27 protein-coding genes are annotated in these 25,858 nt (G+C 64.4%); 15 read left to right on the forward strand and 12 right to left on the reverse strand.

Features of this window, described 5'->3' with window-relative positions; all coding sequences use genetic code 11:
- Positions 1–26 precede the first annotated feature (26 nt).
- From AC0NIE_RS16310 to AC0NIE_RS16325, 4 genes are read left to right on the forward strand one after another with little or no spacing between them, the layout of a single operon-like run.
- Entirely contained in the window at positions 27–1,553 is a 1,527-nt protein-coding gene (locus AC0NIE_RS16310; RefSeq protein ID WP_473488927.1) for a sugar ABC transporter ATP-binding protein, read from the forward strand.
- Positions 1,554–1,569: 16 nt separating this feature from the next.
- Positions 1,570–2,547, forward strand: coding sequence for an ABC transporter permease (locus AC0NIE_RS16315; protein WP_473488926.1), 978 nt, complete (start codon positions 1,570–1,572; stop codon positions 2,545–2,547).
- Positions 2,544–3,419, forward strand: a complete 876-nt coding sequence (locus AC0NIE_RS16320) for a MurR/RpiR family transcriptional regulator (protein ID WP_473488925.1) — start codon at positions 2,544–2,546, stop codon at positions 3,417–3,419. The genes AC0NIE_RS16315 and AC0NIE_RS16320 overlap by 4 nt, the downstream gene beginning before the upstream one ends.
- 13 nt (positions 3,420–3,432) lie before the next feature.
- Positions 3,433–4,323 carry a ribokinase gene (locus AC0NIE_RS16325; protein WP_473488924.1) on the forward strand — a complete coding sequence of 297 codons (891 nt, stop codon included), beginning with the start codon at positions 3,433–3,435 and terminating at the stop codon, positions 4,321–4,323.
- A 304-nt stretch (positions 4,324–4,627) separates the two neighbouring features.
- Here the strand turns inward: AC0NIE_RS16325 and AC0NIE_RS16330 are convergent, their stop codons facing one another.
- Both AC0NIE_RS16330 and AC0NIE_RS16335 read right to left on the reverse strand, forming a co-directional pair.
- The gene (locus AC0NIE_RS16330; RefSeq protein ID WP_123147844.1) at positions 4,628–5,164 is read right to left on the reverse strand and encodes an Hsp20/alpha crystallin family protein; all 537 of its coding nucleotides are present in this window, start codon (positions 5,162–5,164) and stop codon (positions 4,628–4,630) included.
- Between the two features lie 58 nt (positions 5,165–5,222).
- Positions 5,223–5,687 carry an Hsp20 family protein gene (locus AC0NIE_RS16335; RefSeq protein ID WP_473488923.1) on the reverse strand — a complete coding sequence of 155 codons (465 nt, stop codon included), beginning with the start codon at positions 5,685–5,687 and terminating at the stop codon, positions 5,223–5,225.
- Positions 5,688–5,919: 232 nt separating this feature from the next.
- Between AC0NIE_RS16335 and AC0NIE_RS16340 the strand changes: the two genes are divergently transcribed.
- Positions 5,920–6,138, forward strand: a complete 219-nt coding sequence (locus AC0NIE_RS16340; RefSeq protein WP_023799042.1) for a hypothetical protein — start codon at positions 5,920–5,922, stop codon at positions 6,136–6,138.
- Between the two features lie 166 nt (positions 6,139–6,304).
- Complete coding sequence (locus AC0NIE_RS16345) at positions 6,305–6,562, forward strand: DUF982 domain-containing protein (RefSeq protein ID WP_292193223.1); 258 nt, start codon at positions 6,305–6,307, stop codon at positions 6,560–6,562.
- A 57-nt stretch (positions 6,563–6,619) separates the two neighbouring features.
- Here AC0NIE_RS16345 and AC0NIE_RS16350 read toward each other — a convergent pair whose 3' ends face one another.
- Together AC0NIE_RS16350 and AC0NIE_RS16355 are read right to left on the reverse strand one after the other, a co-directional pair.
- Positions 6,620–6,889, reverse strand: coding sequence for an usg protein (locus tag AC0NIE_RS16350; RefSeq protein WP_258123242.1), 270 nt, complete (start codon positions 6,887–6,889; stop codon positions 6,620–6,622).
- Between the two features lie 23 nt (positions 6,890–6,912).
- A complete protein-coding gene (locus AC0NIE_RS16355) occupies positions 6,913–7,245 on the reverse strand; it encodes a hypothetical protein (RefSeq protein ID WP_473488922.1) in 333 nt (110 codons plus the stop codon).
- 353 nt (positions 7,246–7,598) lie between these two features.
- Here AC0NIE_RS16355 and AC0NIE_RS16360 point away from each other — a divergent pair, with 353 nt between their 5' ends.
- The 3 genes from AC0NIE_RS16360 (at position 7,599) to AC0NIE_RS16370 (ending at position 9,891) form a co-directional block, all read left to right on the forward strand.
- Positions 7,599–7,913, forward strand: coding sequence for a co-chaperone GroES (locus AC0NIE_RS16360; RefSeq protein WP_095493216.1), 315 nt, complete (start codon positions 7,599–7,601; stop codon positions 7,911–7,913).
- A gap of 58 nt (positions 7,914–7,971) precedes the next feature.
- On the forward strand, positions 7,972–9,603 hold the full coding sequence (groL, locus tag AC0NIE_RS16365) for a chaperonin GroEL (protein WP_473488921.1): 1,632 nt from the start codon (positions 7,972–7,974) through the stop codon (positions 9,601–9,603).
- A gap of 81 nt (positions 9,604–9,684) precedes the next feature.
- Entirely contained in the window at positions 9,685–9,891 is a 207-nt protein-coding gene (locus tag AC0NIE_RS16370) for a hypothetical protein (protein ID WP_473488920.1), read from the forward strand.
- A gap of 130 nt (positions 9,892–10,021) precedes the next feature.
- On the opposite strand, the gene AC0NIE_RS16375 is transcribed toward AC0NIE_RS16370, so the two are convergent.
- From AC0NIE_RS16375 to AC0NIE_RS16400, 6 genes are all read right to left on the reverse strand, one after another.
- The gene (locus AC0NIE_RS16375) at positions 10,022–10,519 is read right to left on the reverse strand and encodes a GNAT family N-acetyltransferase (protein ID WP_123147849.1); all 498 of its coding nucleotides are present in this window, start codon (positions 10,517–10,519) and stop codon (positions 10,022–10,024) included.
- 50 nt (positions 10,520–10,569) lie between these two features.
- Positions 10,570–11,586 (reverse strand): ABC transporter permease, encoded by a 1,017-nt coding sequence (locus AC0NIE_RS16380; RefSeq protein WP_473488919.1) that lies wholly within the window; start codon positions 11,584–11,586, stop codon positions 10,570–10,572.
- Positions 11,583–13,160, reverse strand: a complete 1,578-nt coding sequence (locus AC0NIE_RS16385; RefSeq protein WP_473488918.1) for a sugar ABC transporter ATP-binding protein — start codon at positions 13,158–13,160, stop codon at positions 11,583–11,585. The genes AC0NIE_RS16380 and AC0NIE_RS16385 overlap by 4 nt, the downstream gene beginning before the upstream one ends.
- 258 nt (positions 13,161–13,418) lie before the next feature.
- Positions 13,419–14,369: a substrate-binding domain-containing protein gene (locus tag AC0NIE_RS16390; protein WP_473488963.1), complete on the reverse strand. Its 951-nt coding sequence runs from the start codon at positions 14,367–14,369 to the stop codon at positions 13,419–13,421.
- A 284-nt stretch (positions 14,370–14,653) separates the two neighbouring features.
- Positions 14,654–15,541, reverse strand: coding sequence for a DMT family transporter (locus AC0NIE_RS16395; protein ID WP_473488917.1), 888 nt, complete (start codon positions 15,539–15,541; stop codon positions 14,654–14,656).
- Positions 15,542–15,589: 48 nt separating this feature from the next.
- Positions 15,590–15,796: a hypothetical protein gene (locus AC0NIE_RS16400; RefSeq protein ID WP_473488916.1), complete on the reverse strand. Its 207-nt coding sequence runs from the start codon at positions 15,794–15,796 to the stop codon at positions 15,590–15,592.
- 233 nt (positions 15,797–16,029) lie between these two features.
- Between AC0NIE_RS16400 and AC0NIE_RS16405 the strand changes: the two genes are divergently transcribed.
- Positions 16,030–17,469, forward strand: a complete 1,440-nt coding sequence (locus AC0NIE_RS16405; RefSeq protein ID WP_473488915.1) for a LuxR C-terminal-related transcriptional regulator — start codon at positions 16,030–16,032, stop codon at positions 17,467–17,469.
- A 6-nt stretch (positions 17,470–17,475) separates the two neighbouring features.
- Here AC0NIE_RS16405 and AC0NIE_RS16410 read toward each other — a convergent pair whose 3' ends face one another.
- The gene (locus AC0NIE_RS16410) at positions 17,476–18,483 is read right to left on the reverse strand and encodes an aldo/keto reductase (RefSeq protein WP_473488914.1); all 1,008 of its coding nucleotides are present in this window, start codon (positions 18,481–18,483) and stop codon (positions 17,476–17,478) included.
- 240 nt (positions 18,484–18,723) lie between these two features.
- Between AC0NIE_RS16410 and AC0NIE_RS16415 the strand changes: the two genes are divergently transcribed.
- The 4 genes from AC0NIE_RS16415 to AC0NIE_RS16430 all read left to right on the forward strand — a co-directional run bounded on the left by AC0NIE_RS16415 (position 18,724) and on the right by AC0NIE_RS16430 (position 23,855).
- Positions 18,724–18,948: a hypothetical protein gene (locus AC0NIE_RS16415; protein WP_029351283.1), complete on the forward strand. Its 225-nt coding sequence runs from the start codon at positions 18,724–18,726 to the stop codon at positions 18,946–18,948.
- 325 nt (positions 18,949–19,273) lie between these two features.
- Positions 19,274–21,760 carry a DNA ligase D gene (ligD, locus tag AC0NIE_RS16420; protein ID WP_473488913.1) on the forward strand — a complete coding sequence of 829 codons (2,487 nt, stop codon included), beginning with the start codon at positions 19,274–19,276 and terminating at the stop codon, positions 21,758–21,760.
- Positions 21,761–21,849: 89 nt separating this feature from the next.
- Entirely contained in the window at positions 21,850–22,764 is a 915-nt protein-coding gene (ku, locus tag AC0NIE_RS16425) for a non-homologous end joining protein Ku (RefSeq protein ID WP_123147861.1), read from the forward strand.
- Positions 22,761–23,855 carry a tetratricopeptide repeat protein gene (locus AC0NIE_RS16430; RefSeq protein WP_473488912.1) on the forward strand — a complete coding sequence of 365 codons (1,095 nt, stop codon included), beginning with the start codon at positions 22,761–22,763 and terminating at the stop codon, positions 23,853–23,855. Before ku ends, AC0NIE_RS16430 begins: the two co-directional genes overlap by 4 nt.
- An 83-nt stretch (positions 23,856–23,938) precedes the next feature.
- On the opposite strand, the gene AC0NIE_RS16435 is transcribed toward AC0NIE_RS16430, so the two are convergent.
- Entirely contained in the window at positions 23,939–24,910 is a 972-nt protein-coding gene (locus AC0NIE_RS16435; protein WP_473490043.1) for an IS110 family RNA-guided transposase, read from the reverse strand.
- A gap of 294 nt (positions 24,911–25,204) precedes the next feature.
- Between AC0NIE_RS16435 and AC0NIE_RS16440 the strand changes: the two genes are divergently transcribed.
- On the forward strand, positions 25,205–25,849 hold the full coding sequence (locus AC0NIE_RS16440; RefSeq protein WP_473489937.1) for an alpha/beta hydrolase family protein: 645 nt from the start codon (positions 25,205–25,207) through the stop codon (positions 25,847–25,849).
- The last annotated feature ends 9 nt before the right edge of the window (positions 25,850–25,858 follow it).

Here is a 25,858-nt window from a genome sequence, read left to right on the forward strand (position 1 = left end):
TGAGAGATCGCTTGGAGAACGAACCAATGTCACCTCGGCTGCAATTCGAGGGCATTTCCAAGGTGTTTCCGGCCGTGCGGGCGCTGAGCGATGTGTCCTTTTCGGTCGGCGTCGGCGAAATCCATGGCCTGCTCGGTGAGAACGGCGCCGGCAAATCGACGCTGCTGCGCATCCTGTCTGGTGTCTACCGGCCGACAGCCGGAAGCGTGCTGATCGACGGCAGGCCGCTGATGCTGAACAATCCGGTCGCCGCGCGCGCCGCGGGCGTTGCCATGATCCATCAGGAATTGCAGCAGGTGCCGCACCTCAGCGTCGCCCAGAACATGTTCCTTGGTCATCCGCTGACGCGCGGCGGCATCTTCGTCGCACGGCGCGAGCAGGAACGCCGCGCTGCGGAAGCCCTTGCCGCCCTCGATCCGACCATCGATCCGGGTGGACCGCTCGGCAGCCTGAAGGTCGCGCAGCGGCAGATCGTCGAGATCGCCCGGGCGCTGCTCGATCGGGCGCGCATCGTGGCGATGGACGAGCCGACATCGAGCCTGACGCCGAGCGAGTTCGAGCGCCTGGCCGAAGTCATTGCCGGACTGGCGCGCGACGGTGTCGCGGTTGTCTATGTCTCGCACAAGCTGGACGAGGTGTTCGGCATCTGCCAACGCGCCACAATCATGCGCGACGGTGTCGTGGTCGGATCCGTCGATCTCGCGCAGATGTCGGAAAAAGCCGTCGTTTCGATGATGGTCGGCCGCGAGCTTGCCCAGGAACAGCACCGCTCGCACGCTTCCAGCGAAGTAAGGCTGAGCGTGCGTGGCCTCGCCTCGGCATCCAAGGTCCATGACGTCTCGTTCGACCTGCATCGCGGCGAGGTGCTGGGCATTGCCGGCCTGGTCGGCTCGGGCCGCACCGAACTGCTGCGGCTGCTGGCCGGCGCCGACCGCGCCTCATCAGGCACGGTCGACATCGACGGCAAGGCGATCAAACTTTCCAATCCGCGCGACGCTATCGCCGCCGGCATCGGCCTGGTGCCGGAAGAGCGCAAGCGCGAAGGCATCGTGCCGTTACGGTCGATCTCCAGCAATATGGCGCTGGCGTCGATGGGCGTGTTCGCACCGCGCGGCGTCATCGATCACACCAGGCTGAAGCGGGTCGCGGCCGAGAAGATGAAGCGGGTCAATCTCAGGCCATTCCTGCTCGACCGGCCGATCCGGCTGTTCAGCGGCGGCAACCAGCAGAAGGCGATCATCGGCCGCTGGCTGGCGGCGGGAACGCGCATCCTTTTGTTCGACGAGCCGACGCGCGGCATCGATGTCGGCGCCAAGGCGGAGATCTATCATTTGATCGAGGAGCTCGCCGCCGAAGGCCATTCGGTCGTCGTCGTGTCGTCCGAGCTTCCCGAGGTGATCCGGCTCGCCGACCGCGTGCTGGTCATGCGCGACGGCACGGTCGCCGCCGCAATCGACCGGTCCGATCTCAACGAACAGGCGATCGCGGCGCACGCCATACCCCAATCGGAGACTCAGGCCGGCAAGGCGCAAGGCCATCGGGCCGGTGCATAACGGACAGGACCAGCGGATGACTGATATAACCGAACACACAGCAGCGCGCCCAAGGGCTGAATTCCTGCACCGGTTTTCCGTGCGCGACGCCGGAACGCTGATCGGCCTGGTCGTGATCCTCGCCGTCTTCGGTGCGCTGGTCCCGGGCTTCTTTGCCGAGCGCAACCTGATCAACATCCTGCAGCAGTCGAGCATCAATGCCTGCCTGGCCTTGGGCATGACGCTGGTGATCATCTCGGGCGGCATCGATCTGTCGGTCGGGCCGACGGCGGCCCTTTCGGCCGTCATCTCGGCCTCGATGCTGGTTGCCGGCGTGCCGTTTCCGCTGGCCATCGCCGCCGGCTTCGCCATCGGCCTCGTCTGCGGGCTGCTCAACGGCGTGCTGGTCGCCTATGTCGGACTGCAGCCTTTCATCGTCACGCTGGGAACGCTCAGCACCTACCGGGCGCTGGCGCTGATCTATACCGGCGGCAATCCGGTGCTCGGCCTGCCTGCCGGCTTCCGCACCATCTTCAACGGCTCGCTGTTCGGATTGCCGTTGGCGGTCATCATCGTGGCCGTGGTCGCGCTGATCGCATGGATCATCCTCAAGAAGACGCCGTTCGGCGAATATCTGCTCGCCGTCGGCGGCAATGAGGAGGCCGCCTACATAGCAGGCGTGCCGATCGCCCGCACCAAGATAGCCGCCTACATGATTTCGGGTCTGCTGGCGGCCCTTGCCGCGCAGATCCTGATCGGCCGGCTGGGTGCCGCCGAGCCCATTCTCGGCAATCTCTGGGAGCTCGATGCGATTGCCGCGGCGGCCATCGGCGGCGCCTCGCTGATGGGCGGCAAGGGCAGCGTGGTCGGCACCATCCTGGGCGCCGTCATTCTCGGCACCATGCGCAACGGCCTGACGCTGATGAATGTCCAGTCCTTCTATCAGCTCCTGGCAACTGGTCTTATAATCCTTGCCGCGATGCTTATCGATCGCGTGACGAGGGGACGTGGATGACCTTGACCAGCCTGGATCTGAAAGCAGTAGGACCGCGGATCCGCATGATGATGCCGCATTTGACGCCGCTCGAGGCGAAGGTGGTGGAAACCGTCTTCGGACGGCGCGTCTTCGACGAGACCATTCCGCTCAAGCAGATCGCCGAAGAGGCCGGCGTGTCGGAGGCGATGGTGGTCAAGATCGCCAAGAAGCTGGGTTTTTCCGGCTACCGCGACTTCCGCACCGCGGTCTATGAGTATAGCCGCCTGCCGACCGCAGAAATGCACCAGGAGCTGTCGGCCGACGACAGTTCGGCCGAGATCGTCCAAAAAGTGTTCCGCACCTCCATCCAGGCGTTGGAGGAAACGCTGGCGATCCTCGACATGGACGATTTCGACCGCGCCGCCGATCTTCTCTACCGCGCCAAGAACCGGGATTTCTATGGCGTCGGCGGTTCGGCGCAGATCGCGCGCGACGTGTCGCACAAATTCCTGCGCATCGGCATCCGCGCATCGGTCTACGACGATTCGCACATGATGCTGATGTCGGCCTCGCTGCTCGGCGCCGACGACATCGCCGTCGGCTTCTCGCATTCGGGCAATACCAGCGCCGTCATCGATGCCATCCATCTCGCCCGCAAGAGCGGGGCGCGGACGCTGGCGATCACCAACTACGACAACTCGCCGCTGGCCGCCGTTGCAGACATCGTGCTGTGCTCGACAGCGCAGGGCTCGCCGCTGATGGGCGAGAACGCTGCGGCGCGCATCGCCCAGCTCAACATTCTCGATTCGCTGTTCGTCGCGGTGGCGCAGCGCGACTATCAGGCGGCGGAGCGCAATCTCGGCCGCACCATGTCGGCGGTGACGTCGAAACGTCGGGACAAGGGCTCATGAAAGATTGGGGTACATGACGGCTCCGCTGGTCACCGTGTTCGGCAGCCTGCATTACGACATCATGGTCGAAGCGCCTGACCGCCCGCGCAAGGGCGAAACGGTGACCGGCCATGCCTGGCAGCCGAAATGCGGCGGCAAGGGCGGCAACCAGGCAGTGTCGGTGGCGCGAGCCGGCGTGGGCTCGGCGATGATCGGCGCCGTCGGCGATGACGATTTCGGCCGCGTGCTTCTCGACAATCTCTACCGCTGCGGCGTCGACAGCCGCTTCGTGCGGGTCGCGGCTGGCGCCGGCTCCGGCATGAGCGTGGCGATTTTCGACGACGGCGGCGATTATGGCGCGGTGATCGTGTCAGGCAGCAATCTCACCTTGGGCAAGAAAGACGTCGCGGAAGCTACTGATGTGATTGCGCAAACGTCGGTTCTGCTGATGCAGAACGAGGTGCCGGAAGCCGCCAACATTGCCGCGGCGCGGGCGGTGAAGGCGCATGGCGGGCGCGTCGTGCTCAACGCCGCACCCGCCCGAAAACTGTCCGGCGAACTGATCGCACTTACCGATATCGTCATCGTCAACGCCATCGAGGCGGAATTCCTGGCCGGCATTCCGGTCGTCGACACGCTCGAGGGGGCTGCCGAGGCGGCACGCATGCTGGCCGATTTCTATCCGGCCGCGATCGTCACGGCCGGCGGGGAGGGCGTTGCCTATTGCGACCGCGACGGCCAGGCGTTCGTGCTGGCGGCCATCCCGGTGAAGGTCGTCAGCACCCATGGCGCCGGCGACGAGTTCGTCGGCGCGTTCGCGGCAGGCCTTGCCCGTGGGCATCAGGTCGAGGCTGCCCTCGCCGCCGCCAACACCGCCGCGGCCGTGCTGGTCGCCACGCCGGAACGCGAGCGCGAGGAGATCTGAGACGGATGGCCGCCTCCGCCCGTGACAGGCGACAAGAAGCGGATGGCGAGGACTTTTCGCTCGGCTCCGACAGGCCGATAAAGTTAATTGATACGAAAGCCCGCCACCCTTTCGGATGACGGGCTTCCGTAGCCTGGGCACCAGGAACGCCACGGTAGCGACGCTGCTACTAAATGCTCCGTAGATACTCAATATGCGGCCTTCGCGCCGTCAGGCGCATCGGCCAAACAAATGAAGCCCACGCCTTTGGCGGAGAGCGCGGGCCTGCGCAGCCGGGCGCTTGCGCGTCCGGCTGCCGATGTCGTCAGTGCTTGCTCTTGCCGGGGCTGGCGGCACCGCCACTGATGGCGATGCGCTTGGCTTTCGACTGTGCGCGCTCCGTCTTGGGCAGCGTCACGGTGAGCACGCCGTTATGGAAGGCGGCGTTCACCTTGTCCTCCTCGACCTCGTAGCCGAGCGGGATGCGGCGCTCGAAGCGGCCGTAGAACCGCTCGGAGAACTGCCTGTCCTTGTCCTCGGTCTCGGAGCGCTTCTCGCCGCGCAGCGTCAGCACACCGTCATCGAGCATCACCTCGACGTCCTTTTCGTCCATGCCAGGAATTTCCGCGGTCACGCGGATCTCCTTCTCGCCGTCGGCGATTTCGACGCTCGGCCAGCTGCCGCGCGCCGACGAAAATCCGCTGAGCGAAGGCATGCGCGTTTCGAAGCCGCGGAACGCGTCGTCGATCAGGCGGTTCATCTCGCGATGCAACGCCATGAACGGGTCGCGCTCCTCGTCACGATAGAAGCTGGGAACCGGACTGTTCTCCCGGCCCCAGGGTATGAGATCACGAATAGCCATTGCTGTTCTCCTTTCTCGACTGGTTGCGCCAAAGGCGAACGCCAGAGATCGCCTTCGCTCAGGCGGCCTGCTTCGGCTTCTCGACCTGCCCGGCCTTCCGCGCGTCGTCGTCCTTGGCGATCGCGATGCGACGCGGCTTCATCTCCTCGGGCACTTCGCGCACGAGGTCGATCGTCAGCAGGCCGTTGTTGAGCGAGGCGCCGGTGACCGTCATGTGATCGGCAAGCTCGAAGCGCCGTGTGAACGGTCGCACCGGAAGGCCGCGATGGAGATATTCCACCTCGTCCTGTTCCTTGCGCTCGCCCGAGACGATTAGAAGGTTCGGCTCGTGGCTAATGTCGAGATCGTTCTCGGAAAAGCCGGCGACGGCGATCCTCACACGATAGGTGTTCTCGTCGCTTCGCTCGATGTCATAAGGCGGCCAGGTTTCGACTGCCTGAGGCGCGTTTTCCAGCAGGGTGAAGATACGGTCGAAACCGATGCTCGACCGATAGAGCGGGGAAAAGTCGAATGCGGTTCTCATAGCTACATCCTCCATGGAGCAACATAGTACGAGGGACGCCAAAGAGCTTGGCGCTCCCTGGGTTCTGCCGGTCCCGTTCGGCAACCGGCAATTTGGATTTGGTTATTGTCAGGCCGAAATCAAGACCCAGATTCTGTCCCGCAGCCAGATTTTTTTGTTGCCAGATTGTACTGGCAATGCCGGTTTCAACCGTCATTTGAGGGTCGCGCCGGCACGCCGCATGGAGGATATCATGACCATGACACGCGACGACATCATTTCGGTGCTGGGCCCGGTGGACGACGCCGTCATCGCCGACATCGCCTCGACCGGCGCGACGATCGAAGAGTTGCGCGAGGCCTTTGCCTGGGTCGGTGCCGATGAGGCGCTGGTCAACGAGGGCCGCCCTCTGCCGTCGGCAAGGGTGGCGACGCTGATCGGGCTTCTCGAACCGCCTGACGACGACATATAGCCGGCCGTTGCAGTCGAGGGCGGGGGCCAGGGGTTTGAGGCGGGGAGGTCTTGAAGCGTGCAGGCACACGAACCATCTCGTCCACCGGCGCCGATCGGACATCGGCTGCCTGCTGCTTATTCGAGGATGCTACTTGCTCTAAAAAAACAGAAAGAAGGAGGAAGTGATGAACGACGTCCCATTTTCCGAGCCGATCACGCTGAAGCTCCAATCCGTCGGAGAGCGCAAGGTCGCAAGCAGTTGGGAAGCCATCGAATGCATGCAGCAGTGGCCGGACCGGGCGCGCGGCCGGAACTGGCGCGCAGCCTATCGCGCCTGCCGCGACGCGCTCGACGGCTGGCGCACCGCCCGCGAGGCTCGCACGGCCTTCGTCAAGGCGGCTCGCACGGCCGGACTGCTTGTCAAGGGACGTAAATCCACCTGAACGGCCGTGGCCCGGAGCGGCGCGTACCCCCCTGCCTCACTGCAACGCAACGACGTCTCACTGCAGCGTAATAACACCGTCCACCGCCCGCCATTCGGAGGGCTGGATCAGACGGTGATGGGCGACACGCACGGAATGCAGCGGGCCTTCGATCTCACGTTCCCAATATTCGAGGAAATGCTTCAGCGTCGGGAAATCCGGAGCGATGTCGTATTCCTGCCAGATGAAGAGCTGCAGCAGGTCCCGATAGTCGGGAAGACGATAATGGATCTCCGCCGTCGTCAGGCCAAAACCCTGCATCTGGAGCTGGAACTCGTTGCTGACCATGCACGTCTCCTTTCTGTCGTAAATCAGGCGCCGACGCGGTGGGGCCCGCCGTGGCGGCTTCGGCTGGCGCCGGCGCCTTGAGATGGACCTGCGCCATCGAGTGCCTGCAGAGCGTCCATGATCTCTTCAAAGGCGATTGGAGCTTTGGCGCCGGGCGGCTTGCGCAGCGCCGGCATGGATTCGACCGCGCAGGCATCGGAGGCCCATGACGACAGGATCGCGCGCTTTTCACCGACGTCCAGCGTCGCGTCGGCCAGCACGTCCTGTGGACGATCGAAATGCCGCGCCGGATCGAGCAGCCGGCCGAGAGCGGGATCTTCCGGTGCAATCGAAATCGTTGGGGCATCGCGTTCCATCGCCATCCTCCGCGTGCAAAAACGCGTCCGCTTCCTCATCGGTTCCGGCCGGCCGGCAGGCGGTGCCGCGGTCGACGACGACGTTGGAGGGTTGCGGCGCGGTTTCAAGCCGCATCCGTCGTTTCAATCCTGGAATAGCGCCATAATTACAGTGCGCTATTACGGTGCGTTGGCACTCGACCACGGCGAGTGCTAAAATTTTTTCGACGTCCTCTTGAAAGCCTGAATCGGCAGACTAATTCGATATGCGCGTGATGCCTGAGCAGGGGTCGCGCACCGTCGCATCGGCCGTTGTACCGGTCGGCTGCGAAGGGAGGTCCAAGAAAATCTGTTTGTCCTATGAGGAGAACGACATGGCGTTCCGTCCACTGCATGACCGTATCCTGGTCCGCCGCATCGAGGTCGACGAGAAGACCGCGGGCGGCATCATCATTCCCGACACCGCCAAGGAAAAGCCGCAGGAAGGCGAGGTAATCGCCGCCGGGCCTGGGGCGCGTGACGATAGCGGCCAGCTGCAGCCGCTCGACGTCAAGGTCGGCGACCGTATCCTGTTCGGCAAATGGTCGGGCACCGAGATCAAGCTCAACGGCGAGGACCTGCTCATCATGAAGGAAAGCGACGTGCTGGGCGTGATCGAATCGACCGACAAGATGCAGAAGGCCGCCTGAGCGGGGCCTGGACAAGCAATCAGTCAACGAAAAGCTGCCTATTTGAAGGAGTTATCCAATGGCTGCCAAGGATGTGAAATTCCATACCGAAGCCCGCGAGAAGATGTTGCGCGGCGTCGATATCCTTGCCAATGCGGTGAAGGTGACGCTCGGTCCCAAGGGCCGCAACGTCATCCTCGACAAGTCGTTCGGCGCCCCGCGCATTACCAAGGACGGCGTTACCGTCGCCAAGGAAATCGAGCTTGAGGACAAGTTCGAGAACATGGGCGCGCAGATGGTGCGCGAGGTGGCGTCGAAGACAAGCGACGTCGCCGGCGACGGCACAACGACCGCGACCGTTCTGGCTCAGTCGATCGTCCAGGAAGGCGCCAAGGCGGTTGCCGCCGGCATGAATCCGATGGACCTGAAGCGCGGCATCGACAAGGCGGTCGACGCCATCGTCGCTGAACTCAAGGCCAATGCCCGCAAGGTGACCCGGAACGACGAGATCGCCCAGGTCGGCGCCATCTCGGCCAATGGGGATGCCGAGATCGGCCGATTCCTCGCCGAAGCGATGGAAAAGGTCGGCAATGAGGGCGTCATCACGGTCGAGGAGGCCAAGACCGCCGAGACCGAGCTCGAAGTGGTCGAGGGCATGCAATTCGATCGCGGCTATCTCAGCCCCTATTTCATCACCAACCAGGACAAGATGCGCGTCGAGCTCGAAGAGCCCTATGTGCTGATCCACGAGAAGAAGCTGTCCAACCTGCAGGCCATGCTTCCCGTGCTCGAAGCCGCAATGCAATCGAGCAAGCCGCTGCTGATCATCGCCGAGGATGTCGAAGGCGAGGCGCTGGCGACGCTGGTCGTCAACAAGCTGCGCGGTGGCCTGAAGGTTGCCGCCGTCAAGGCGCCGGGTTTTGGTGACCGCCGCAAGGCCATGCTGGAAGACATTGCCATCCTGACCGGCGGCACGGCAATCAGCGAGGATCTCGGCATCAAGCTCGAAAACGTCACATTGGAGATGCTCGGCCGCGCCAAGAAGGTGCTGATCGAGAAGGAGAACACCACCATCGTCGACGGTGCCGGCCGCAAGGATGAAATCCAGGCGCGCATCGGCCAGATCAAGGCGCAGATCGAGGAGACCACCTCCGATTACGACCGTGAGAAGCTGCAGGAGCGGCTGGCCAAGCTCGCCGGCGGCGTCGCCGTCATCCGCGTCGGTGGCTCGACCGAGATCGAGGTCAGGGAGCGCAAGGACCGCGTCGACGACGCCATGCACGCCACCCGCGCTGCGGTCGAGGAAGGCATACTGCCCGGCGGCGGCGTGGCGCTGCTCAGGGCGGCGAAGGCGCTCGACAATGTCGCCGTCGACAATCCCGACCAGAAGACCGGCGTCGAGATCGTGCGTCGCGCCATCGAACAGCCGGTGCGCCAGATCGCCGAGAATGCCGGCGCCGAGGGTTCGATCATCGTCGGCAAGCTGCGAGAGAAGACCGAATTCGGCTATGGCTGGAACGCCCAGACCAACGAGTTCGGCGACCTCTACGGGCAGGGCGTGATCGACCCGGCCAAGGTGGTGCGCGCCGCTCTCCAGGACGCGGCGTCGGTGGCCGGCCTGCTGGTGACCACCGAGGCGATGGTGGCCGAGAAGCCGAAGAAAGAAGGTGCCACGCCGGCGATGCCTGCCGGTGCCGGCATGGACTACTGACGCCAGGCTTCTGAGGACAAACGGCCGTGCCCGCCGAGAGAAGGCGGGCACGGCCTTGGCGGATCATATACAGGTGTTGCCATGGACATGATGAACAGTTTTGGAAAGATCACGGCGCCGACCCTTTCCAAGACCGATTTCAACTATGAAACGGAGTGCAAGACGGCGCTGGCGCCGCTTGTCGACGGATTGCTGGACGCGGTCGAGTCGGCCGGCTGGGACCGTCGCAAGGCGGCCTATACGTTGATGTTCCTGTCGGCTCAGCGATTGGGAGCCGGCAAGGAGTAGACGGCGCGCGACCTTCATGGCGTTCGCCCGCCGCAACGATCTTCTTGCACCGCAGACGAATGGGACGGTCGCGAGCGGTGCGTTCGCAGCCGACTAATGCTCCGGCCTGAGTGGAAGACGAAGCGCGCGCCTAAGCTCGTGGCAAGGGCCTGCGCATGATAAACGACGCATGGCCTTCCGCGCCGTGGGACGAAGGCCTGCGCTCGACCACTTCGAACCCGTGCTTGCGATAAAAGGCCAGCGCCCGGTCGTTCCCCTCGATCACTTCAAGCGCGATGCTGGGAATTCCCGAATGAGCGGCAAGGACGGCGTGCAGCATATCGGCGGCCAGCCCTGTGCCGAACTCGCTGTTGTCGATGTGGAGCCGGTCGAGCATGACGTTGCCGGTTTCATCCATCTCGGCCATCGCGTAGCCGGCGATAGAGCCGTCCGGCCGTTCCGCAACGAAAGACATCTTGTTGTCGTCTGCCAGTTCCGCCGCGATCTTCTGCGGCGCGTGGTAGTCGTCCGAGATGCGTGCCGTGGTCTCGGCACCGATGATTGGCGAGTAGGTCCGGCGCCAGGACTCTCCAAGGAGCCGCGACACCGACGGCACGTCCCGTTCGGTCATGGCCCTGATTTGAGTCATCGCTACTACCTCCCCGGCAGTTTATTGCATCGCATCCTTCGCGCCTCGGATCATCGTCTCACCCGCGATTTCAGCCAGCGGTCGAAGGCCACGGCGAGGATGAGGATCAGGCCGATGACGATGCTCTGGGTGTAGGACGAGACGTTGTTGAACTGCAGCCCATTCTGCAGCACGCCGATCAGTGCCGCACCCACCACCGTGCCGCCGACCGAGCCAATGCCGCCGAACAGCGAGGTGCCACCGATGACGACCGCCGAGATCACCGTCAGTTCGTAGCCGATGCCGGCGACGGCTTCCGAGGAATTGAGCCTGGCCGACAATACGAAGGCGGCGAGGCCGGCGAAGAAGCCGACGATGACATAGACCGAGATCAGGATACGGTCGACGCGCAGGCCCGACAGCCGCGCCGCCTCGGCATTGCCGCCGACGGCGTAGACGGCGCGGCCGTAGCGCGTGTAGCGCAGCACGATGTGGCAGAGGATTGCCGCCGCCGCGAAAATGATCGCCGGCACCGGGACCGGGCCGATCAGCCCGGTGCCGAACCAGCGCATCGAGGCGTCGAAGCCGGAGATCGGGCCGCCGTTGGAGATCGTCAGCGTCAGGCCGCGAAAGACGGTGAGGCCGCCAAGCGTGACGACGAAGGGCGGCACCTTCAGCCTGGTGATGGCAAAGCCCTGGACGCCGCCGGCCAGGGCGCCGATGACGACGGCAGCCAATAGGGCTGCGAACCAGCCAAAGCCTTGCGTGCCGGACGTCGACAGCGACAGCGTGTTGGCGGTGCCGCCCTTGGCCACCACCGCCGCGACCATGCCGCAGAAAGCCAGCAGCGAACCGACCGACAGGTCGATGCCGGCAGTGAGGATGACGAAGGTCATGCCGAGCGCGATCAGCCCGGTGATCGAGATCTGCCGCATGATGTTGAAGATGTTGATGGGGTCGATGAAGCTCGGCTTCAGGACGGTGAAAACAACGATCAGCAGCGCCAGGAACATCAGCGGGCCGAAGCTCATCAGCAGGCGCGCGACATTGATGCCGCCGCGCTGGGTCTGTTCGGTCGTGCTGGTCATTGCGTCGCTTCCTGCGTTTGATCGAGCGCCATCAGTTCCATCAGTTTTTCCTCGGTCGCCTCGATGCCGGGCATCTCGCCGGTGATGCGTCCGCGCCGCATGGTGACGATCCTGTCCGACACCGCAAGCACCTCCGGCAGTTCGGACGAGATCATCATGATGGCGATGCCGCGCGCTGCGAGCTGCACCAGGATCTGGTGCACCTCGGCCTTGGCGCCGACATCGACGCCGCGTGTCGGTTCATCGACAATCAGCACCTTGGGGTCGCGCGCCAGCCAGCGGGCAAGGATGACCTTCTGCTGGTTGCCGCCGGACAGCCCCTCTATGGGCTGCTCGGGCGAGGCCATGCGGATAGACAGCGTCTTCCTGTAGCTTGCCAGCGCTTCGCGCTCGCGGCGCTCGGCCATGAAGCCGGCGGCGTTGGAGTAGCGGCCGAGGGCGGCGATGGAAAAATTGGTGAGGATGCCGAGCGCGGCGAAGATCGCCTGGTGCTTGCGGTCTTCCGGCACCAGGCCGATGCCGAGCGCGATGGCGTCGGCGGGTGTTTCAGGCGCGATCGGCTTGCCGTCGAGCGCGATGGTGCCGGCGGCAATGCGGTCGGCGCCGAAGATGGCGCGGGCCAACTCGGTGCGGCCGGAGCCGACGAGGCCGGCGACGCCGAGGATCTCGCCCGCCTTGAGGTCGAGATCGACGCCTTCGAGCACGATGGCGTGCGGCGCTTGCGGATCGCGCACCGTGCGCAGGCCGCGCACGGAGAGCCTGACGTCGCCGGCGACGTCGCGCAGCGTCGGCCTGGCATAAAGCTCGGACGCGGCGCGGCCGACCATCTTCTCGATGATTTTCGGCAGCTTGATCGGCCCGCCGTCGCGGTCGAGATGGCCGGCCAGCCTGCCGTCGCGCAGCACCGTCATGCGGTCACAGATGGCAGAGGCCTCTTCCAGCCTGTGGGTGACGAACATGATGGCGACGCCATCCTTGCGCAGCCGGCCCATAATCGACATCAGCTTCTGCACTTCGGTTTCGGTCAGCGCCGAGGTCGGCTCGTCCATGACGATGAGGCGGCTCTTCAGCGACAGCGCGCGGGCGATCTCGACCAGCTGCTGTTCGGCGACAGACAGTGCCGACACCGGCGTAGTCGGGTCGAGGTCCAGACCAACGCGGGCGATGATCGCGCGCGAGTCTTCCTCCATCTTCCGCCAGCTGACCAGGCCGAGCGGCCCGAGCGGCGCGCGGCCGATAAAAATATTCTCCGCCACGGTGAGCGTCGGGATCAGGCTCAGTTCCTGGTAGATGGTGACGATGCCGAGGCGCTTGGCGTCCTGCGGGTTGTGGGGATTGAATTCGACGCCGTCGAAGACGATGCGGCCGCTGGAGGGCGGCATCACGCCGGAAAGGATCTTGAGCAGAGTCGACTTGCCGGCGCCGTTCTCGCCGAGCAGGCCGAGGATTTCGCCGGGCCGAACCTCGAGCGAGACATCGCTGAGCGCGGTCACGCCGGCAAAGCGCTTGGTCACGCCTTCTACGACGAGGAGGGCGGGCGATGGCGACGTCGTTGCCGCTTCTGCTGGAGACAAAAAATCCTCCCTGAAAGATGAGATCGATCGTTCCGATTGTTACAAGGTTGGCGGGACAGCGCCCCCCTCTGTCCTGCCGGACATCTCCCCCACAAGGGGGGAGATTGCGCCTTCATCACTGGTTTCGCCAATCACCAACGTTGCAGAGGAGAGCCTGCGTCGAAGCTGCCAATCTCCCCCCTTGAGGGGGAGATGTCCGGCAGGACAGGGGGGGCGCGGCAGAACGCTACTTTTGCCGCTATGCGCCCTCGGCGTCGCTTACTTCGTCTCGCTCAGCCTTTCCGCCTTGTCGAGATTGTCCTTGCCGATGACGATCGGCGTCAGCAGCACGAGCTTTTCCTTCGGCTCGGTCTTGTCCTTGGCATAGGCGACGGCGATCTGCACCGCGGTGCGCGACTGCTCGCCGGGGAACTGTTCGACGGTGCCGGCCAGCTTGCCGTCGCGCACGGCGACCAGCGCTTCGGGAAGCGCATCGAAGCCGTAGATCTTGACGTCGGTGAAGTTGCGCGCCGCGCAGGCTTCTACCGCGCCAAGCGCCATGTCGTCATTGGCGCAGATGATCGCGTCGGGCTTGCCATTGGCGGCAAGGCCGGCCTCGGTGACGGACAGCGCCTCGGCGCGGGCGAAATTGGCGGTCTGCTCGAAGACGATCTGGTACTTGTCCTTCAGCGGATCGAGCACGTTGTGCACGCCCTTGTTGCGATCGATCGCCGGGCCGGCGCCGGGCTGGCCCTGCAGATGGAAGATCTTGGCGCCGTTCGGGAACGCCGCCACCATGGCCTGCGCCTCGGCCTCGCCGCCTTTGACATTGTCGGCGCCGACATGGGCGAGAATGCCTTCGACGCCGTCGACGCGGCGGTCGATGGTGACGACGGGGATGCCGGCCTGGACCGCCTGCTCGATGGCCGGCGCCAGCGCGTTGACGTCGAGCGGCGAGATGACGATGGCGTCGACCTTCTGCACAAGCGCCGCCTCGATATCGGCGGTCTGCTTTGGCGCCGAATTCTGGCCGTCGCTCTCGGTCAGGTTGACGCCTTGCGCCTGCGCCTCCGCCTTGATCTGGTTCAGCATGTGAACGAAGAACGGAAAGCCGAGGCTCGGCACCGAACCCAGGATGGTCAGCTTGTCCTGGGCAAAAGCCGGTTGCGGAGCGGCCAGAGCCATTGTGCCGATCGCCACGGACGACAGCAGGAATTCACGTCTGTTGATCAATTTAGTCTCCTCCACATGAGCGCACGACCCCGAAAACCGGAATGTGTCTCCGGCAGGTTGATGCGTCGATCTAGAAATGGAGTGTCCTTTGAGCGCCCAAGGGGACGCAACGGCGCTCCAGCCGGTCCACCGCGACGTTCTCCTCCGCTCGGCGCCGGCGCGCGGATGCTAGCCAAGGCCGGAGGTTTGCGCAAGAACGGCAGGATTCGGTCCGGTCGGGTCCCTGGCTTATCCTTCGGCGCTTCGCAGGAGGTTCGCCGGACCGTCTTGAGGATAATCTCTCAGTCCACCACCGCCGGCTTGCTGATTTCGGATTTGTCGGTTGTCAGCGACAGCAAGGTGATTGATCCAAATACGACCGCAGCACCGACTGCTGCGGTCGGCGACAGCCGCTCGCCCAAAAATATGGCAGCGCCAATCGCTCCGAACACGCTCTCCGCGCTGACGATCACCGCGGCATGGCTGGCGGATGTGAAGCGTTGAGCGACCGTCTGGATGCCGAAGGCGGCCCCGGTCGAGAAGATGCCGAGCACGGCGAGTTCCGGGCCTGCATCGCTGATGGCGGCCAGCGACAGATTACCCTGGAGGGCGCCGAGCGGCAGGGTGAGCACGGCGGCGCCGAGAAATTGCGCGGCAGCCGCCGCGACCGGCGCGCCGTGGGTCTGCATGTGGCGACCAAGCTCCACCATCCAAAGCGCGTAGCACGCGGCCGAAAGTATCGCAGCGAGATCGCCCTGGCTGAAGCTGGTGGTCAAGCCTCCGGACAGCAGCAGGACACCGACCACTGTCATGGCAGCCGCAAGCCCGCCAACAGCAGTCGGGCGCTCGCCAATCAGCAACCAGGCGGCGAGCGGTGTCATCACCGTTGCGGTGCTCACCAGGAAGCTCGCATTGGTAACCGAGGTGTCGAGATAGGAGACCTGCTGGATGATGATCGAAATTGAAAACAGAACGCTGACTTTGGCGAGGCTCATCCAGTAGCCGGGCCCGGATTTCCTTCCCCATTCGAGCATCGTCAGCGGCGCGACCATGAGCCCCGCGATCAGGCAGCGCATGCCCACGGCGCTGAGCGGATCGAGATGATCCAGCACAGTCTTCTGCGCAACATTACCGAAGCCCCAAAAGGCAGCAGCAAGCAGAAGCAGACAGTTGGCCTGCACCTTCGACATATCGATGTCTCGACAAAGCTTGCGCCGCAAAGGGCGGATCGCTGGTTGCTAGCGGGCGGCGAGCTTGTCCCACCGTTTGCAATAAGGGCGGACGCCGACGGGCACGATCTCATAGCCGGCGTCGTTCAACTGGAGCTTCATCTCCTCGAAATGCCGCTTTGAGCCGCTGACGATCGATTCAGGCGTGTAGTCCCAGCCGTTGCGGGCGGCGTTGGCCAGAACGTCGGCATAGACGCGCATGCTCGTGATTTTCACATCCGATTCCAGCACCTGCCTGCATCCTCTTGCGAACAACGGCGAGTGGACGGCGGAAAGACTCAAGATCGTGCATGCCAGCATTATCGAAACAGGACGCATGGAAACCTCCCCTGATAGCAGCTTGTTGCCGCAAGCGAGCTTGCAATTTGTGCGCCTGCGGCGGGATCGGGCAGATGCAGTATTCGGCCTCCTGCATTTGTGGTATTCTTCCGCTGGGGACGGGTCCCACCATGACGTTCAACGACGCTTCGAAAGCGCAGGCGCTCGATGCCTTGTCGGGTCGCGAGCGCGCGGTCGCTGAAAAATTCGCAACCGGCATGACCTATCGCGAAATCGGCAATGCACTTTTCATTGCCCCGACCACTGTTCGCACCCACCTTGCGGCCATCTACGAAAAACTTGGCGTGCGCACCAAGATCGGGCTCGCGGCGTATTTTGCCGGCGCTTCCGGCGCTCGGCCGGACGGGCTGTCACCCCCGTCGGACGCTCCGCCGGTGCTCGCCATATTTCCTATCGAATGCCTGAATTCGGAAGAGCGTTGGCGCCGCTTTGCCGACGGTCTGTCGTCGGACATCACCATCGACCTGGCACGATACGCGGGCTTGCCTGTCATCGCCTTCCACACGATGAAATCGCTGGGCAGCAAGCCGGCCGACTTCGAGGCGGACGGCAAGGCGCTTGGCGCTACCTATATTGTGTCGGGCCAGTTGCGCGCGGACGACCAGAGGATTCGCTTGACGATAGAGCTTGCCGATGCCCGTAGCGGCGTCAGCCTGTGGAGGCAGCGCTACGACCGCCCGGTCGAGGACATTTTCGCGCTGCAGGACAGCCTGACCGAAAGCATCATCAATGTGTTCGCCGGCAGTTACGGAACGCTGGCCACGGTCGGCCGCAATGCGGTTCGCCGCAAGCCGCCGGCCAGCCTGCGGGCCTATGATTTTTATCTGCTTGCCCTCGAACAGCACACTACGTTCAGCCGCGCCGGAAATGTCGAGGCGATCCGCTTGTTTTCACGCGCGCTGGAGCTTGATCCTACCTTCGCCAACTGCTGGGCCGAGCTCGCTTATGCCTATTCGGTCGAGGCCTGCAACGGCTTCGGTAACGACCTGCTGACGTCGATCGAGAACTGGCGGGCGGCGGCCGAAAACGCCTTGCGCCTCGACCCGACGGACAGCTGCGCCCACGCATGCCTTGGCAATGTCAGGGCATGTCTTGGTGATCTCGAAGGAGCGGAGCACGCGCATCGGCGGGCTCTCGAATACGGCTCCAATCACGCCGGCATACTGGCGCTGCTGGCCGGCAGCAAGGCGCTTGTCGTCGGCGATCCGGGCGAGGCGATTCCGCTCATCGAGCGTGCCATGCGCCTCAATCCGTTGGCCCCGCCCTGGTATTTCGGGATGCAAGGCCGCATGCTGTTCGTCGCCGGCAGGCATCGGGAAGCTGTCGCGGCGCTCCGCAGGAGTTCGCCGGAATCGCCGGACGTGCTGATGTTCCTGGCGCTTTCGCATGCGGCCATGGGCGAGGCCGGCGAGGCGGCGCGCGCCGCGGCCCGCTTGAGAGCCGAATTTCCAGGCTTTTCGGTCGAACGCTTCATCGCAGGCTATCCGGTGACCAACCGGGACGCGTTGCTTGCCATCCGCCACGCTGCCGAACTGGCGAAGCTGCCGTAGATGCCCCTACCGATCGATCGTCACCATGACGCGTTCATTGTAGCGCTCACCCGCGACCTTGCCCGGCGCCAGCGCGTCGTCGAGCGCCTGCATTGCGTCAGCGTCGAGCTTGATCGCCGCGGCGGCGACATTCTCCTCGAGGTATTTTCTGCGCTTGGTGCCGGGGATCGGCACGATGTCGATGCCGAAGTCGCTGCCCTTGTGCAGCAGCCAGGCCAGCGCGATCTGGCCGGGCTTGACGCCCTTGGCCGCCGCGATGTCGCGGACAATCCCGGCGGCCTGCACATTGGCGTCGTAGTTGGCGCCCTGGTAGCGCGGGTCGCCGCGCCGGAAGTCGCCTTCCGGATAGTCTTCGGCGCGCTTGACGTCGCCGGTGAGAAAGCCGCGGCCAAGCGGCGCGAACGGCACCAGGCCAATGCCGAGTTCGCTGAGCAGCGGGATGATCTCCGGCTCCAGATTGCGTTCCCACAACGAATATTCGCTCTGCACCGCCGACACCGGTTGCACGGCATGCGCCCGGCCGATGTTGGCCGCACCCGCCTCCGACAGGCCGAAGAAGCGCACCTTGCCTTCAGTGATTAGTTTGCTGACAGCACCCGCCACATCCTCGATCGGCACCGCCGGGTCGACGCGGTGCTGGTAGAGCAGGTCGATATGGTCGGTGGCGAGCCGGCTGAGCGAGCCGTCCACCGCCTCACGGATATGCTCGGGCCGGCTGTTGCGGTCGGTGCCGATCTGCTTGCCGCTTTCGATACGGAAACCGAATTTGGTGGCGATCGTCACCTCGTCGCGCCGGCCCTTCAGGGCGCGGCCCAGCAGTTCCTCATTGGTGTGCGGGCCATAGACTTCCGCCGTATCGAAGAAGGTGCAGCCGAGCTCGATGGCGCGGTGCAGTGTGGCGATCGATTCCGCCTCGTCGGCCGGGCCGTAGGACTGGCTCATGCCCATGCAGCCGAGGCCGATCACCGATACCTGCAGCCCTTGGCTGCCCAGCTTGCGTGTGCTCAAGGTCATGGATGAGATCTCCGGACAATGTCAGGGTTCGTGTGCGTCAGGACTATTGCGTCAGGACCATATAGTGCGCTCGCTCGGTTTCCACAGTCGCTCGGTCGAGACTGATCGCACGATCGTGTGAGCTTTTCCGCTAAGTGCCTTGCCCACTCCCTGCCCACTGCCAAATTGACAGAACACCCGGTCTCGGCCATCCTTATGCCAGCCGCCTTTTCTTGCGGCGGCGTGTGTATGAGCGAGTCCATGGCCAGTTCCGTCACCAGCCAGAATTCCAAGCGTGCCGCGGTGCGCAAGGCGCTCGACCGCCACAAGGTCTATATCACCGCACAGAGCTTTTCCGCCGGCGCCTACAAAGCCCGTGTCCTCGTCGACGGCGAGGCCTACTGGGTCGACGAATTCCGGCTGAGCCAGCTCCAGCAGGGGCTGTCGCCGGCCGAGCTCGAACTGACGCCGGCCACCGACGATTGAGCTGTGTGAGGCATACCCTTCGTCATCCCAGGGCGGAGCAGGAGCGAAGCGACGTCGCGGAGACCATGCCGCGACCTGTGAGCGCCGCTGCGATGGAATTTTGATGCTGGCGGGACAGCGCCCCCCTCTGTCCTGCCGGACATCTCCCCCACATGGGGGGAGATCGGATGTCGCGACGCTTTCGCCAATCTCCGACGTTGCAAAGAGGGTGCCCACAGTGACACTGCCAATCTCCCCCCTCGTGGGGGAGATGTCCGGCAGGACAGAGGGGGGCGCGAAGGAATGAGACGTTGGTTCCTGACTGCCGCGCGCTTCGGTCTTTGACATGCCAGCTCCCGCCAAACTCAGGGCCTATCGCGCCAAGCGCGAATTCAGCAAGACGCCGGAACCCGTCGGCGATCTGGTTGCCGGAGAAGGCAATCGCTTCGTCGTGCACAAACACCATGCCACTGCCGACCACTACGACCTTCGCCTGCAGGTCGGCGACGTGCTGAAGACCTGGGCGGTGCCTCGCGGCCCGTCGCTCAATCCCGCCGACAAGCGGCTGGCGGTCGAGACCGAGGACCACCCGCTCGAATATATCGACTTCGAAGGCGTCATTCCCGAGGGCGAATATGGCGGCGGGCCGATGATCGTCTGGGACACCGGCGTCTGGGCACCGATGGACGATGTCGAAAAGAGCCTGCGCACCGGTTCCTTCAAGTTCCGTCTCGCCGGCGAGAAGCTGAATGGCGGCTGGATGCTGACCAGGCTGAAACCGAAGCCCGGCGAGGATGAGGGCAAAAAGAACTGGCTGCTGTTCAAGGAGCGCGACCTCGCCGCCGACGCCAGGCTCGACATACTGGAAGCCCGGCCGGAAAGCGTCAAATCCGGCCGCCGCATCGAGGAACTGGTGGCAACCCCGAAGCCAGCCCCCAAACCTGCCAGGCCGGTGGTGCTGAAACCCGGTGCGCTGCCGGGTGCGATCAAGGTGCCGCCGCCCACCCGCATCGAGCCGCAACTGGCGACGACCGTGGCAAAGCCGCCGGGCGGCGATGACCCCGCGAGCCGCACGGGCGAAATCTGGCTGCACGAAATCAAGTTCGACGGCTATCGCACCATGGCGCATCTGGCTGAGGGCGAGGTGCGGCTGATCACACGCGCCGGCCTCGACTGGACCAGGCGCTATGGCGACCTGCCGCATGCCTTCGCCAGGCTGCCATGCCGTGAGGCTGTCATCGACGGCGAGATCGTCGTGCTCGACGCCAAGGGCATCAGCCGCTTCGCTCTTTTGCAGGACGCGCTGGCCGAAGGCGGCGGCAACAAGCTCCACTTCTACGCCTTCGATCTCTTGCATCTCGACGGCTGGGACCTGAGAAAAGCGCCGCTCGGCCGGCGCAAGGCGCTGCTGTCGCAATTGCTGTCCGGCTTGGCCGCCAACTCCGCCATTCAGTTCTCAGACCACGTCGAAGGCGATGGCCAGGCGCTCTACGACCAGGCTTCCGAGATGGGACTGGAAGGCGTCGTCTCCAAGCGCGCCACGGCAATCTACCAGAGCGGCCGCACCAAGACCTGGACCAAGACCAAGGCGCTCAAGTCCGACGACTTCGTCATCGCCGGCTACACCACCTCCGACGCGGCCGAGGGACTGGCGGCGCTCGGCATGGCCGAATTCGAGGACGGCGAATTGCATTATCGCGGCAAGGTCGGCACCGGCTTCGATGCCGCGACAGCAGGTGAATTGCTGGCCCGGTTGGAGCCGCTGCGCGCCGGCGCGTCGGCGCCCGAGGGGGTTCCGCGCGAGATCATGCGCGAGATGAAATGGGTGCGGCCGCTGCTGTCGGCCCGCATCCACTATGCCAACCGCACGGCGGACAATGCGCTGCGCCACGGCGTGTTCCGCGGGCTCAGGGATGTCGGCCTGTCGACGCCAGTGTCGGCCAAGCGCAAGCGGCTGATCGCCGAGGCCGACCTTGCCACGATCTGGGTGACCAACCCGACGCGGCGGCTGTTCGGCAAGACCGGACCGACCAAGCTCGATATCGCTGTCTACTACGCGCTGGTCGGCGACTTTATGCTGCCGCATATTTTGGGGCGCCCAGTGTCGCTGGTGCGCTGCCCGACCGGCAAGCCGCAGGACTGTTTTTTCCAGCGCCATGCCTTCACCGGCATGCCTTCATCGGTCGCCACCTTCGAGGCGACCAATTCCGAGGGCGAGACCAAATCCTATCTGTCGGTGGAGGATGCCAAGGGCTATCTGGCGCTGGCGCAGTTCGGCGTCGTCGAGTTCCACACCTGGGGCACCCATCGCACGCGGCTCGACAAGCCCGACCTGATCGTCTTCGACCTCGACCCGGGCCAGGGGATTAGCTGGCGTGAGGTGGTCGAGGCGGCGGTGCATATCCGCGCCGGACTGGAGGCTTTGGGGCTGGTGCCTTTTGCGAAAACCTCGGGCGGCAAGGGCATCCACATATCAGTGCCGGTGACGCAAAAACAGAACTGGAAGAAGCTGCACCAGGCGACCAGCGCCATCTCCTCGGCGTTGGCCGCCACGGCGCCCGACACCTTCACCACCACCATGGGCAAGGACAACCGCAAGCGGCGCATCTTCATCGACTATCATCGCAATGCGCGCGGCCACACCTCGGCGGCACCTTACTCGCTGCGCGCCCGCACCAACCTGCCGGCCTCGACGCCGGTGAGCTGGTCCGATCTGGAATCCATCGACGCTCCGGAAGATTTGAATTATTCTTCGCTGCCGGGCCTTCTGGCCACCTCCGGCGATCCCTGGGCCGATATGGAAGATTTCGCTAGGGATTTGCCGGTATTGTGAGGGCGATGTAGGTTTTGCGCAGCGTCGTTCGTCCTTTGGACGAAGCGCTGCGAAAAGTTCGACAGTGCACGGCCGCGTAGGAGAGTTTCATGGCGCCCAGGGCAAGTTGGAAAGGTTACCTCAAGCTCAGTCTCGTCAGCTGCCCGGTCCGGCTGTATCCGGCGACGAGTGCCAGCGAGCGCATCAGCTTCAACCAGCTGCACAAGGACACCCACAACCGCATCAACATGAAGCCGGTCGATCCCGAACTCGGGTTGGTCGAGCGCTCGGATCTGGTCAAGGGCTACGAATACGAGGACAAGCAGTACATCATCATCGACGATGCCGACCTCGAGGCGGTGCGCATCGAATCCAACCACACAATGAACATCGAGGCCTTTGTCGACGAGCAATCGGTCGACGTCATCTATCAGGACGCGCCCTATTACCTGGCGCCCGACGGCGCCATGGCCGAGGAGACTTTCGCGGTGCTGCGCGAAGCCATGCGCAAGTCCGGCAAGCTGGCGATCGCCCGGCTGGTGCTGTCCAGCCGCGAACGCGTGGTGACCATCGGCGCACGTGAGAACGGCATGTTCGTCTGCACCTTGAGGAACCCGAACGAAGTGCGCGGCACGGCTGAATATTTCGGCAACATCCCGGCCGGCAAGCCCGACCCGGAAATGCTGCAGCTCGCCGAAGCGCTGATCAAGCAGAAGGAAACCACCTTCGACCCGAAGAACTACGAGGACCGCTACGAGATCGCGCTGATGGCGATGATCCGCGAGAAGCTCAAGGGCCACAAGCCGATCATCGCCGCCGCCCCCGAGCGCGGCAACGTGATCAATCTGATGGATGCGCTGAAGGCCAGCCTGTCGCAATCGGCCAAGCCGCCGGCCAAGAGCAAGAGCAAGGCCGATGAGGCAGCCAAGCCTGCAGCGAAATCCGCCAAGGCTGCCGCCGGCGCGGCCAAGGAAAATCCCCTCAAGGCCAACCTCCTCAAGGCCGTCGGCAAGAGCAAGGCGTGACGGCTCTCGCCGGCAACGTCTTCGGCACCATCGGCGCGCTGGCGGCGTTCCCGCTGAGGCTGGCCGCGCGCGAGGTCGAGCGCCGGCGGAGCCAGCTGCGGCGCGGCGTTAACAGGCGCACCAGCCATGTCGTGTTCGGCCGCTTGTATCTCGCCAAGGCGGGGGAGGCCGAGATCGAGCGCCGCGTCGCGGCCGAGCGAACGGCCGGCCGCAAGCTCATCAGCGAAAACGGTTTCTTGCGCCTGCTCGGGCTGATGAAGGCGCCGGAGGCTTCGGCGCTGTCGCGGCAGTCGCTCATTGACCAGTCGCGGCTTGCCGCCGCCGATCTCGACCTGTTGTCGCTTTTCGATGCCTTCGAGCATGATTGCGAACCCTATTCGTTTCGCGATCTGATCCTCGCCCGCAAATATGCCGGGCTGGTTGCTGGTGGCGCCTCGTGGGGGGCGATCGCGCGCTCGGTGCACCGCTGCGGCCCGGTCGCCTCGCTGACCGCCAAGTCGCTGAATGTCGGCTCGCAGCATGGGCGCGCCGATGCGATCTATCTCGAGGGCGGCCAGAGCGAACTCGACGGCCAATTGCTGTTCGACCTGGGGTCGGCGGATGACGACACGCTGGAAGAACTGTTCGCCGACGCTGAAGCGGCGGAAGAGGCTGAACACCACGAGCAGGCGGCCGCACTCTACCAGCGCTGCCTCGCCATCGACCCGACCGACGCCATCGCCGCCTTCAACCGTGCCAACTGCCTGCGCGCCGCTGGACGTGCGGCCGAGGCGGCGCACGACTATGCCCGCGCCATCAAGCTCGACCCCGGTTTTGTCGAGGCCTGGTTCAATCTGGCCGGGCTGATGAGCGATGAGGGCCGCGACGCCTCGGCGCGACGGCATCTGCAGAAGGCGATCGCGCTCGATGCCAATTATGCCGACGCGGTGTTCAACCTTGCACGGCTGGAGTTCGACGCCGGCAACCTGGCCGAGGCGCGGCGGAACTGGGCGCGCTATCTCGAGCTCGACGCCAGCTCCGAATGGGCGCGCATGGCGGCCAAGGGTATCCAGTTCGTCGATTTGCAGCTGGCGCGGATGTCGGCGGGGTGAGGCGATGGCGCTCCCTTCTCCCCTTGTGGGAGAAGGTGGATTGGCGCGTTAGCGCCGAGACGGATGAGCATCTGTGTTTGTTGTCAAGGGGCGATTGGGCTCCAGAAGCGGTCTTGGGCGATGAGTGCGTTGGCCATGACGACGAGCTTTCGCATGACGGCGACGAGGATGACCTTTGCGGCCTTTCCGGCGTTGCGCAGGCGTGCGGCGAAGGCGGCAAGGTCCTTGTTGTAGCGGCTTGCCGACAGCGCCGCCATGTAGAGGACGTTTCTGACAGCCTTGCGTCCGCCTTTGATTGCACGGCGGCCCTGACGCGGCCCGCTGTCGTGGGCGACGGGGGCGAGGCCGGTCAGCATGGCCGCCTGTTTGGCGTTGAGCGTGCCCATCTCGGCGAGACCGACCAGCAGCGCGGTGGCCGTGATCGGGCCAATGCCCGGGATCGACACCAAGATGGCGTGGCGGCGGGCAAGGGCGGGGTCGGCCGAGATCAGGCGAGCGGTTTCGGTTTCGAGACGGACGAGGTGGCGTTCGATCATCCGCAGTCTGCGCTTGAGTTCGGCGCGCAGAAAGGGGCTTTGGAGTGTCGCCAAGCGGTTGATGAGCGCGGTGCGTTCGGCACTGGCGGCACCGCGCACGCCGACGATTTCCTGCAATGCTTCCATCGCAAGCGAAGCCGGTACCGTCTCGGCCGGTTCGAGTGCGACCCCCATCAAGGCCAGCAGCCTGGCGTCGATCCTATCGGTCTTGGCGAGCTGGCCGCAGGCTTCGGCAAAGAGCCGAGCGCGCAGCGGGTTGACGACGGCCACGGCCAATCCCGCCTCGTGCAGCGAGCGTTGCGCCGCCCGATGGTATTTGGACGTCGCCTCCAGGACCACCCGCCTCACCGCAAGCTCGCCGAGCAGGCGCTTCAGCCGCCGCAGTCCGCCACTGTCATTGGCGACGCGGAAGCTCTTGCCGGCCGGATGGACGTAGACATCCAGCCACTCTTTACACACGTCGATGCCGGCATAGACTGGCGGCGTCGCATTCGGTTCGGACAATACCTTGCCTTGCATGCGGGACTTGCTCCCCATCATCTGTTCAGGACCAATGTGAGAACGAATGGACCTTGCTCATCCGCGGCTCACACCAAGGGGCGTACGGTCCCATCCGTCCACTCCCCGGCGGACGGCCATCCGTCGGGGAGTACAGCTATCTTGCACAAATAGCCGCAATCCGAACATGCAAGGGGTGCTGGAAGAAATGACGCGTTGGCGCTCCGTCCAACACCCCTCATCCGACCGAGCTTCGCTCGGCCACCTTCTCCCACAAGGGGAGAAGGGGTCGTCAACGTTGGAGTTGTACGCCCCATGACCACCTTCCTCCTCGACGGCCCCGACACCGCTCCGATCACCATCCTGCTTGCGCATGGCGCCGGGGCGCCGATGGATTCGGCCTCGATGACTGCCACGGCAAAAGCGCTGGCTGAGGCCGGCTTCCGCGTTGCGCGCTTTGAATTCCACTACATGGCGGCCCGCCGCTACGGCCACCGCAAGCCGCCGCCGCGCGCCGAGACGGTGAATCCCGAATACATCAAGGCGATCGCCGACCTCAGGGCGAAAGGCGCGAAGGGGCCGCTCATCATCGGCGGCAAGTCGATGGGCGGACGCGTCGCTTCGATGATTGCCGACGAGATGTATTCGAAGGGCGAGATTTCAGGGCTGCTTTGCCTCGGCTATCCCTTCCATCCGCCGGCGAAACCGACGCAGCTTCGGACAAAACACCTCGCCGATCTCAGGACGCCGACATTGATCTTCCAGGGCACACGCGACGAGTTCGGCACCAGGGACGAGGTCGCGACCTACGATCTTTCCGACCGCATCGAGATCCTCTGGCTGGAGGATGGCGACCACGACCTCAAGCCGCGCAAGAGCATCTCCGGCTTCTCCGCCGCCGATCATCTGAAGACGATGACTAATGCGGTGAGGGCGTGGACCGAGCGCATCGTGCGCTGAAGCAGGCCG

This window comes from Mesorhizobium sp. WSM4842 (genome assembly GCF_055901575.1).

Bases quoted from the DNA above. Each gene is read 5' to 3' on its own strand.
- AC0NIE_RS16370 (WP_473488920.1), top strand. From the start codon at position 9,685: ATGGACATGATGAACAGTTTTGGAAAGATCACGGCGCCGACCCTTTCC.
- AC0NIE_RS16395 (WP_473488917.1), bottom strand. From the start codon at position 15,541: ATGTCGAAGGTGCAGGCCAACTGTCTGCTTCTGCTTGCTGCTGCCTTT.
- AC0NIE_RS16310 (WP_473488927.1), top strand. From the start codon at position 27: ATGTCACCTCGGCTGCAATTCGAGGGCATTTCCAAGGTGTTTCCGGCC.
- AC0NIE_RS16350 (WP_258123242.1), bottom strand. From the start codon at position 6,889: ATGGTCAGCAACGAGTTCCAGCTCCAGATGCAGGGTTTTGGCCTGACG.
- groL (WP_473488921.1), top strand. From the start codon at position 7,972: ATGGCTGCCAAGGATGTGAAATTCCATACCGAAGCCCGCGAGAAGATG.
- AC0NIE_RS16340 (WP_023799042.1), top strand. From the start codon at position 5,920: ATGACCATGACACGCGACGACATCATTTCGGTGCTGGGCCCGGTGGAC.
- AC0NIE_RS16440 (WP_473489937.1), top strand. From the start codon at position 25,205: ATGACCACCTTCCTCCTCGACGGCCCCGACACCGCTCCGATCACCATC.
- AC0NIE_RS16355 (WP_473488922.1), bottom strand. From the start codon at position 7,245: ATGGAACGCGATGCCCCAACGATTTCGATTGCACCGGAAGATCCCGCT.
- AC0NIE_RS16410 (WP_473488914.1), bottom strand. From the start codon at position 18,483: ATGACCTTGAGCACACGCAAGCTGGGCAGCCAAGGGCTGCAGGTATCG.
- AC0NIE_RS16405 (WP_473488915.1), top strand. From the start codon at position 16,030: ATGACGTTCAACGACGCTTCGAAAGCGCAGGCGCTCGATGCCTTGTCG.
- AC0NIE_RS16330 (WP_123147844.1), bottom strand. From the start codon at position 5,164: ATGGCTATTCGTGATCTCATACCCTGGGGCCGGGAGAACAGTCCGGTT.
- ligD (WP_473488913.1), top strand. From the start codon at position 19,274: ATGCCAGCTCCCGCCAAACTCAGGGCCTATCGCGCCAAGCGCGAATTC.
- AC0NIE_RS16435 (WP_473490043.1), bottom strand. From the start codon at position 24,910: ATGCAAGGCAAGGTATTGTCCGAACCGAATGCGACGCCGCCAGTCTAT.
- AC0NIE_RS16380 (WP_473488919.1), bottom strand. From the start codon at position 11,586: ATGACCAGCACGACCGAACAGACCCAGCGCGGCGGCATCAATGTCGCG.
- ku (WP_123147861.1), top strand. From the start codon at position 21,850: ATGGCGCCCAGGGCAAGTTGGAAAGGTTACCTCAAGCTCAGTCTCGTC.
- AC0NIE_RS16360 (WP_095493216.1), top strand. From the start codon at position 7,599: ATGGCGTTCCGTCCACTGCATGACCGTATCCTGGTCCGCCGCATCGAG.
- AC0NIE_RS16320 (WP_473488925.1), top strand. From the start codon at position 2,544: ATGACCTTGACCAGCCTGGATCTGAAAGCAGTAGGACCGCGGATCCGC.
- AC0NIE_RS16375 (WP_123147849.1), bottom strand. From the start codon at position 10,519: ATGACTCAAATCAGGGCCATGACCGAACGGGACGTGCCGTCGGTGTCG.
- AC0NIE_RS16345 (WP_292193223.1), top strand. From the start codon at position 6,305: ATGAACGACGTCCCATTTTCCGAGCCGATCACGCTGAAGCTCCAATCC.
- AC0NIE_RS16315 (WP_473488926.1), top strand. From the start codon at position 1,570: ATGACTGATATAACCGAACACACAGCAGCGCGCCCAAGGGCTGAATTC.
- AC0NIE_RS16415 (WP_029351283.1), top strand. From the start codon at position 18,724: ATGGCCAGTTCCGTCACCAGCCAGAATTCCAAGCGTGCCGCGGTGCGC.
- AC0NIE_RS16325 (WP_473488924.1), top strand. From the start codon at position 3,433: ATGACGGCTCCGCTGGTCACCGTGTTCGGCAGCCTGCATTACGACATC.
- AC0NIE_RS16335 (WP_473488923.1), bottom strand. From the start codon at position 5,687: ATGAGAACCGCATTCGACTTTTCCCCGCTCTATCGGTCGAGCATCGGT.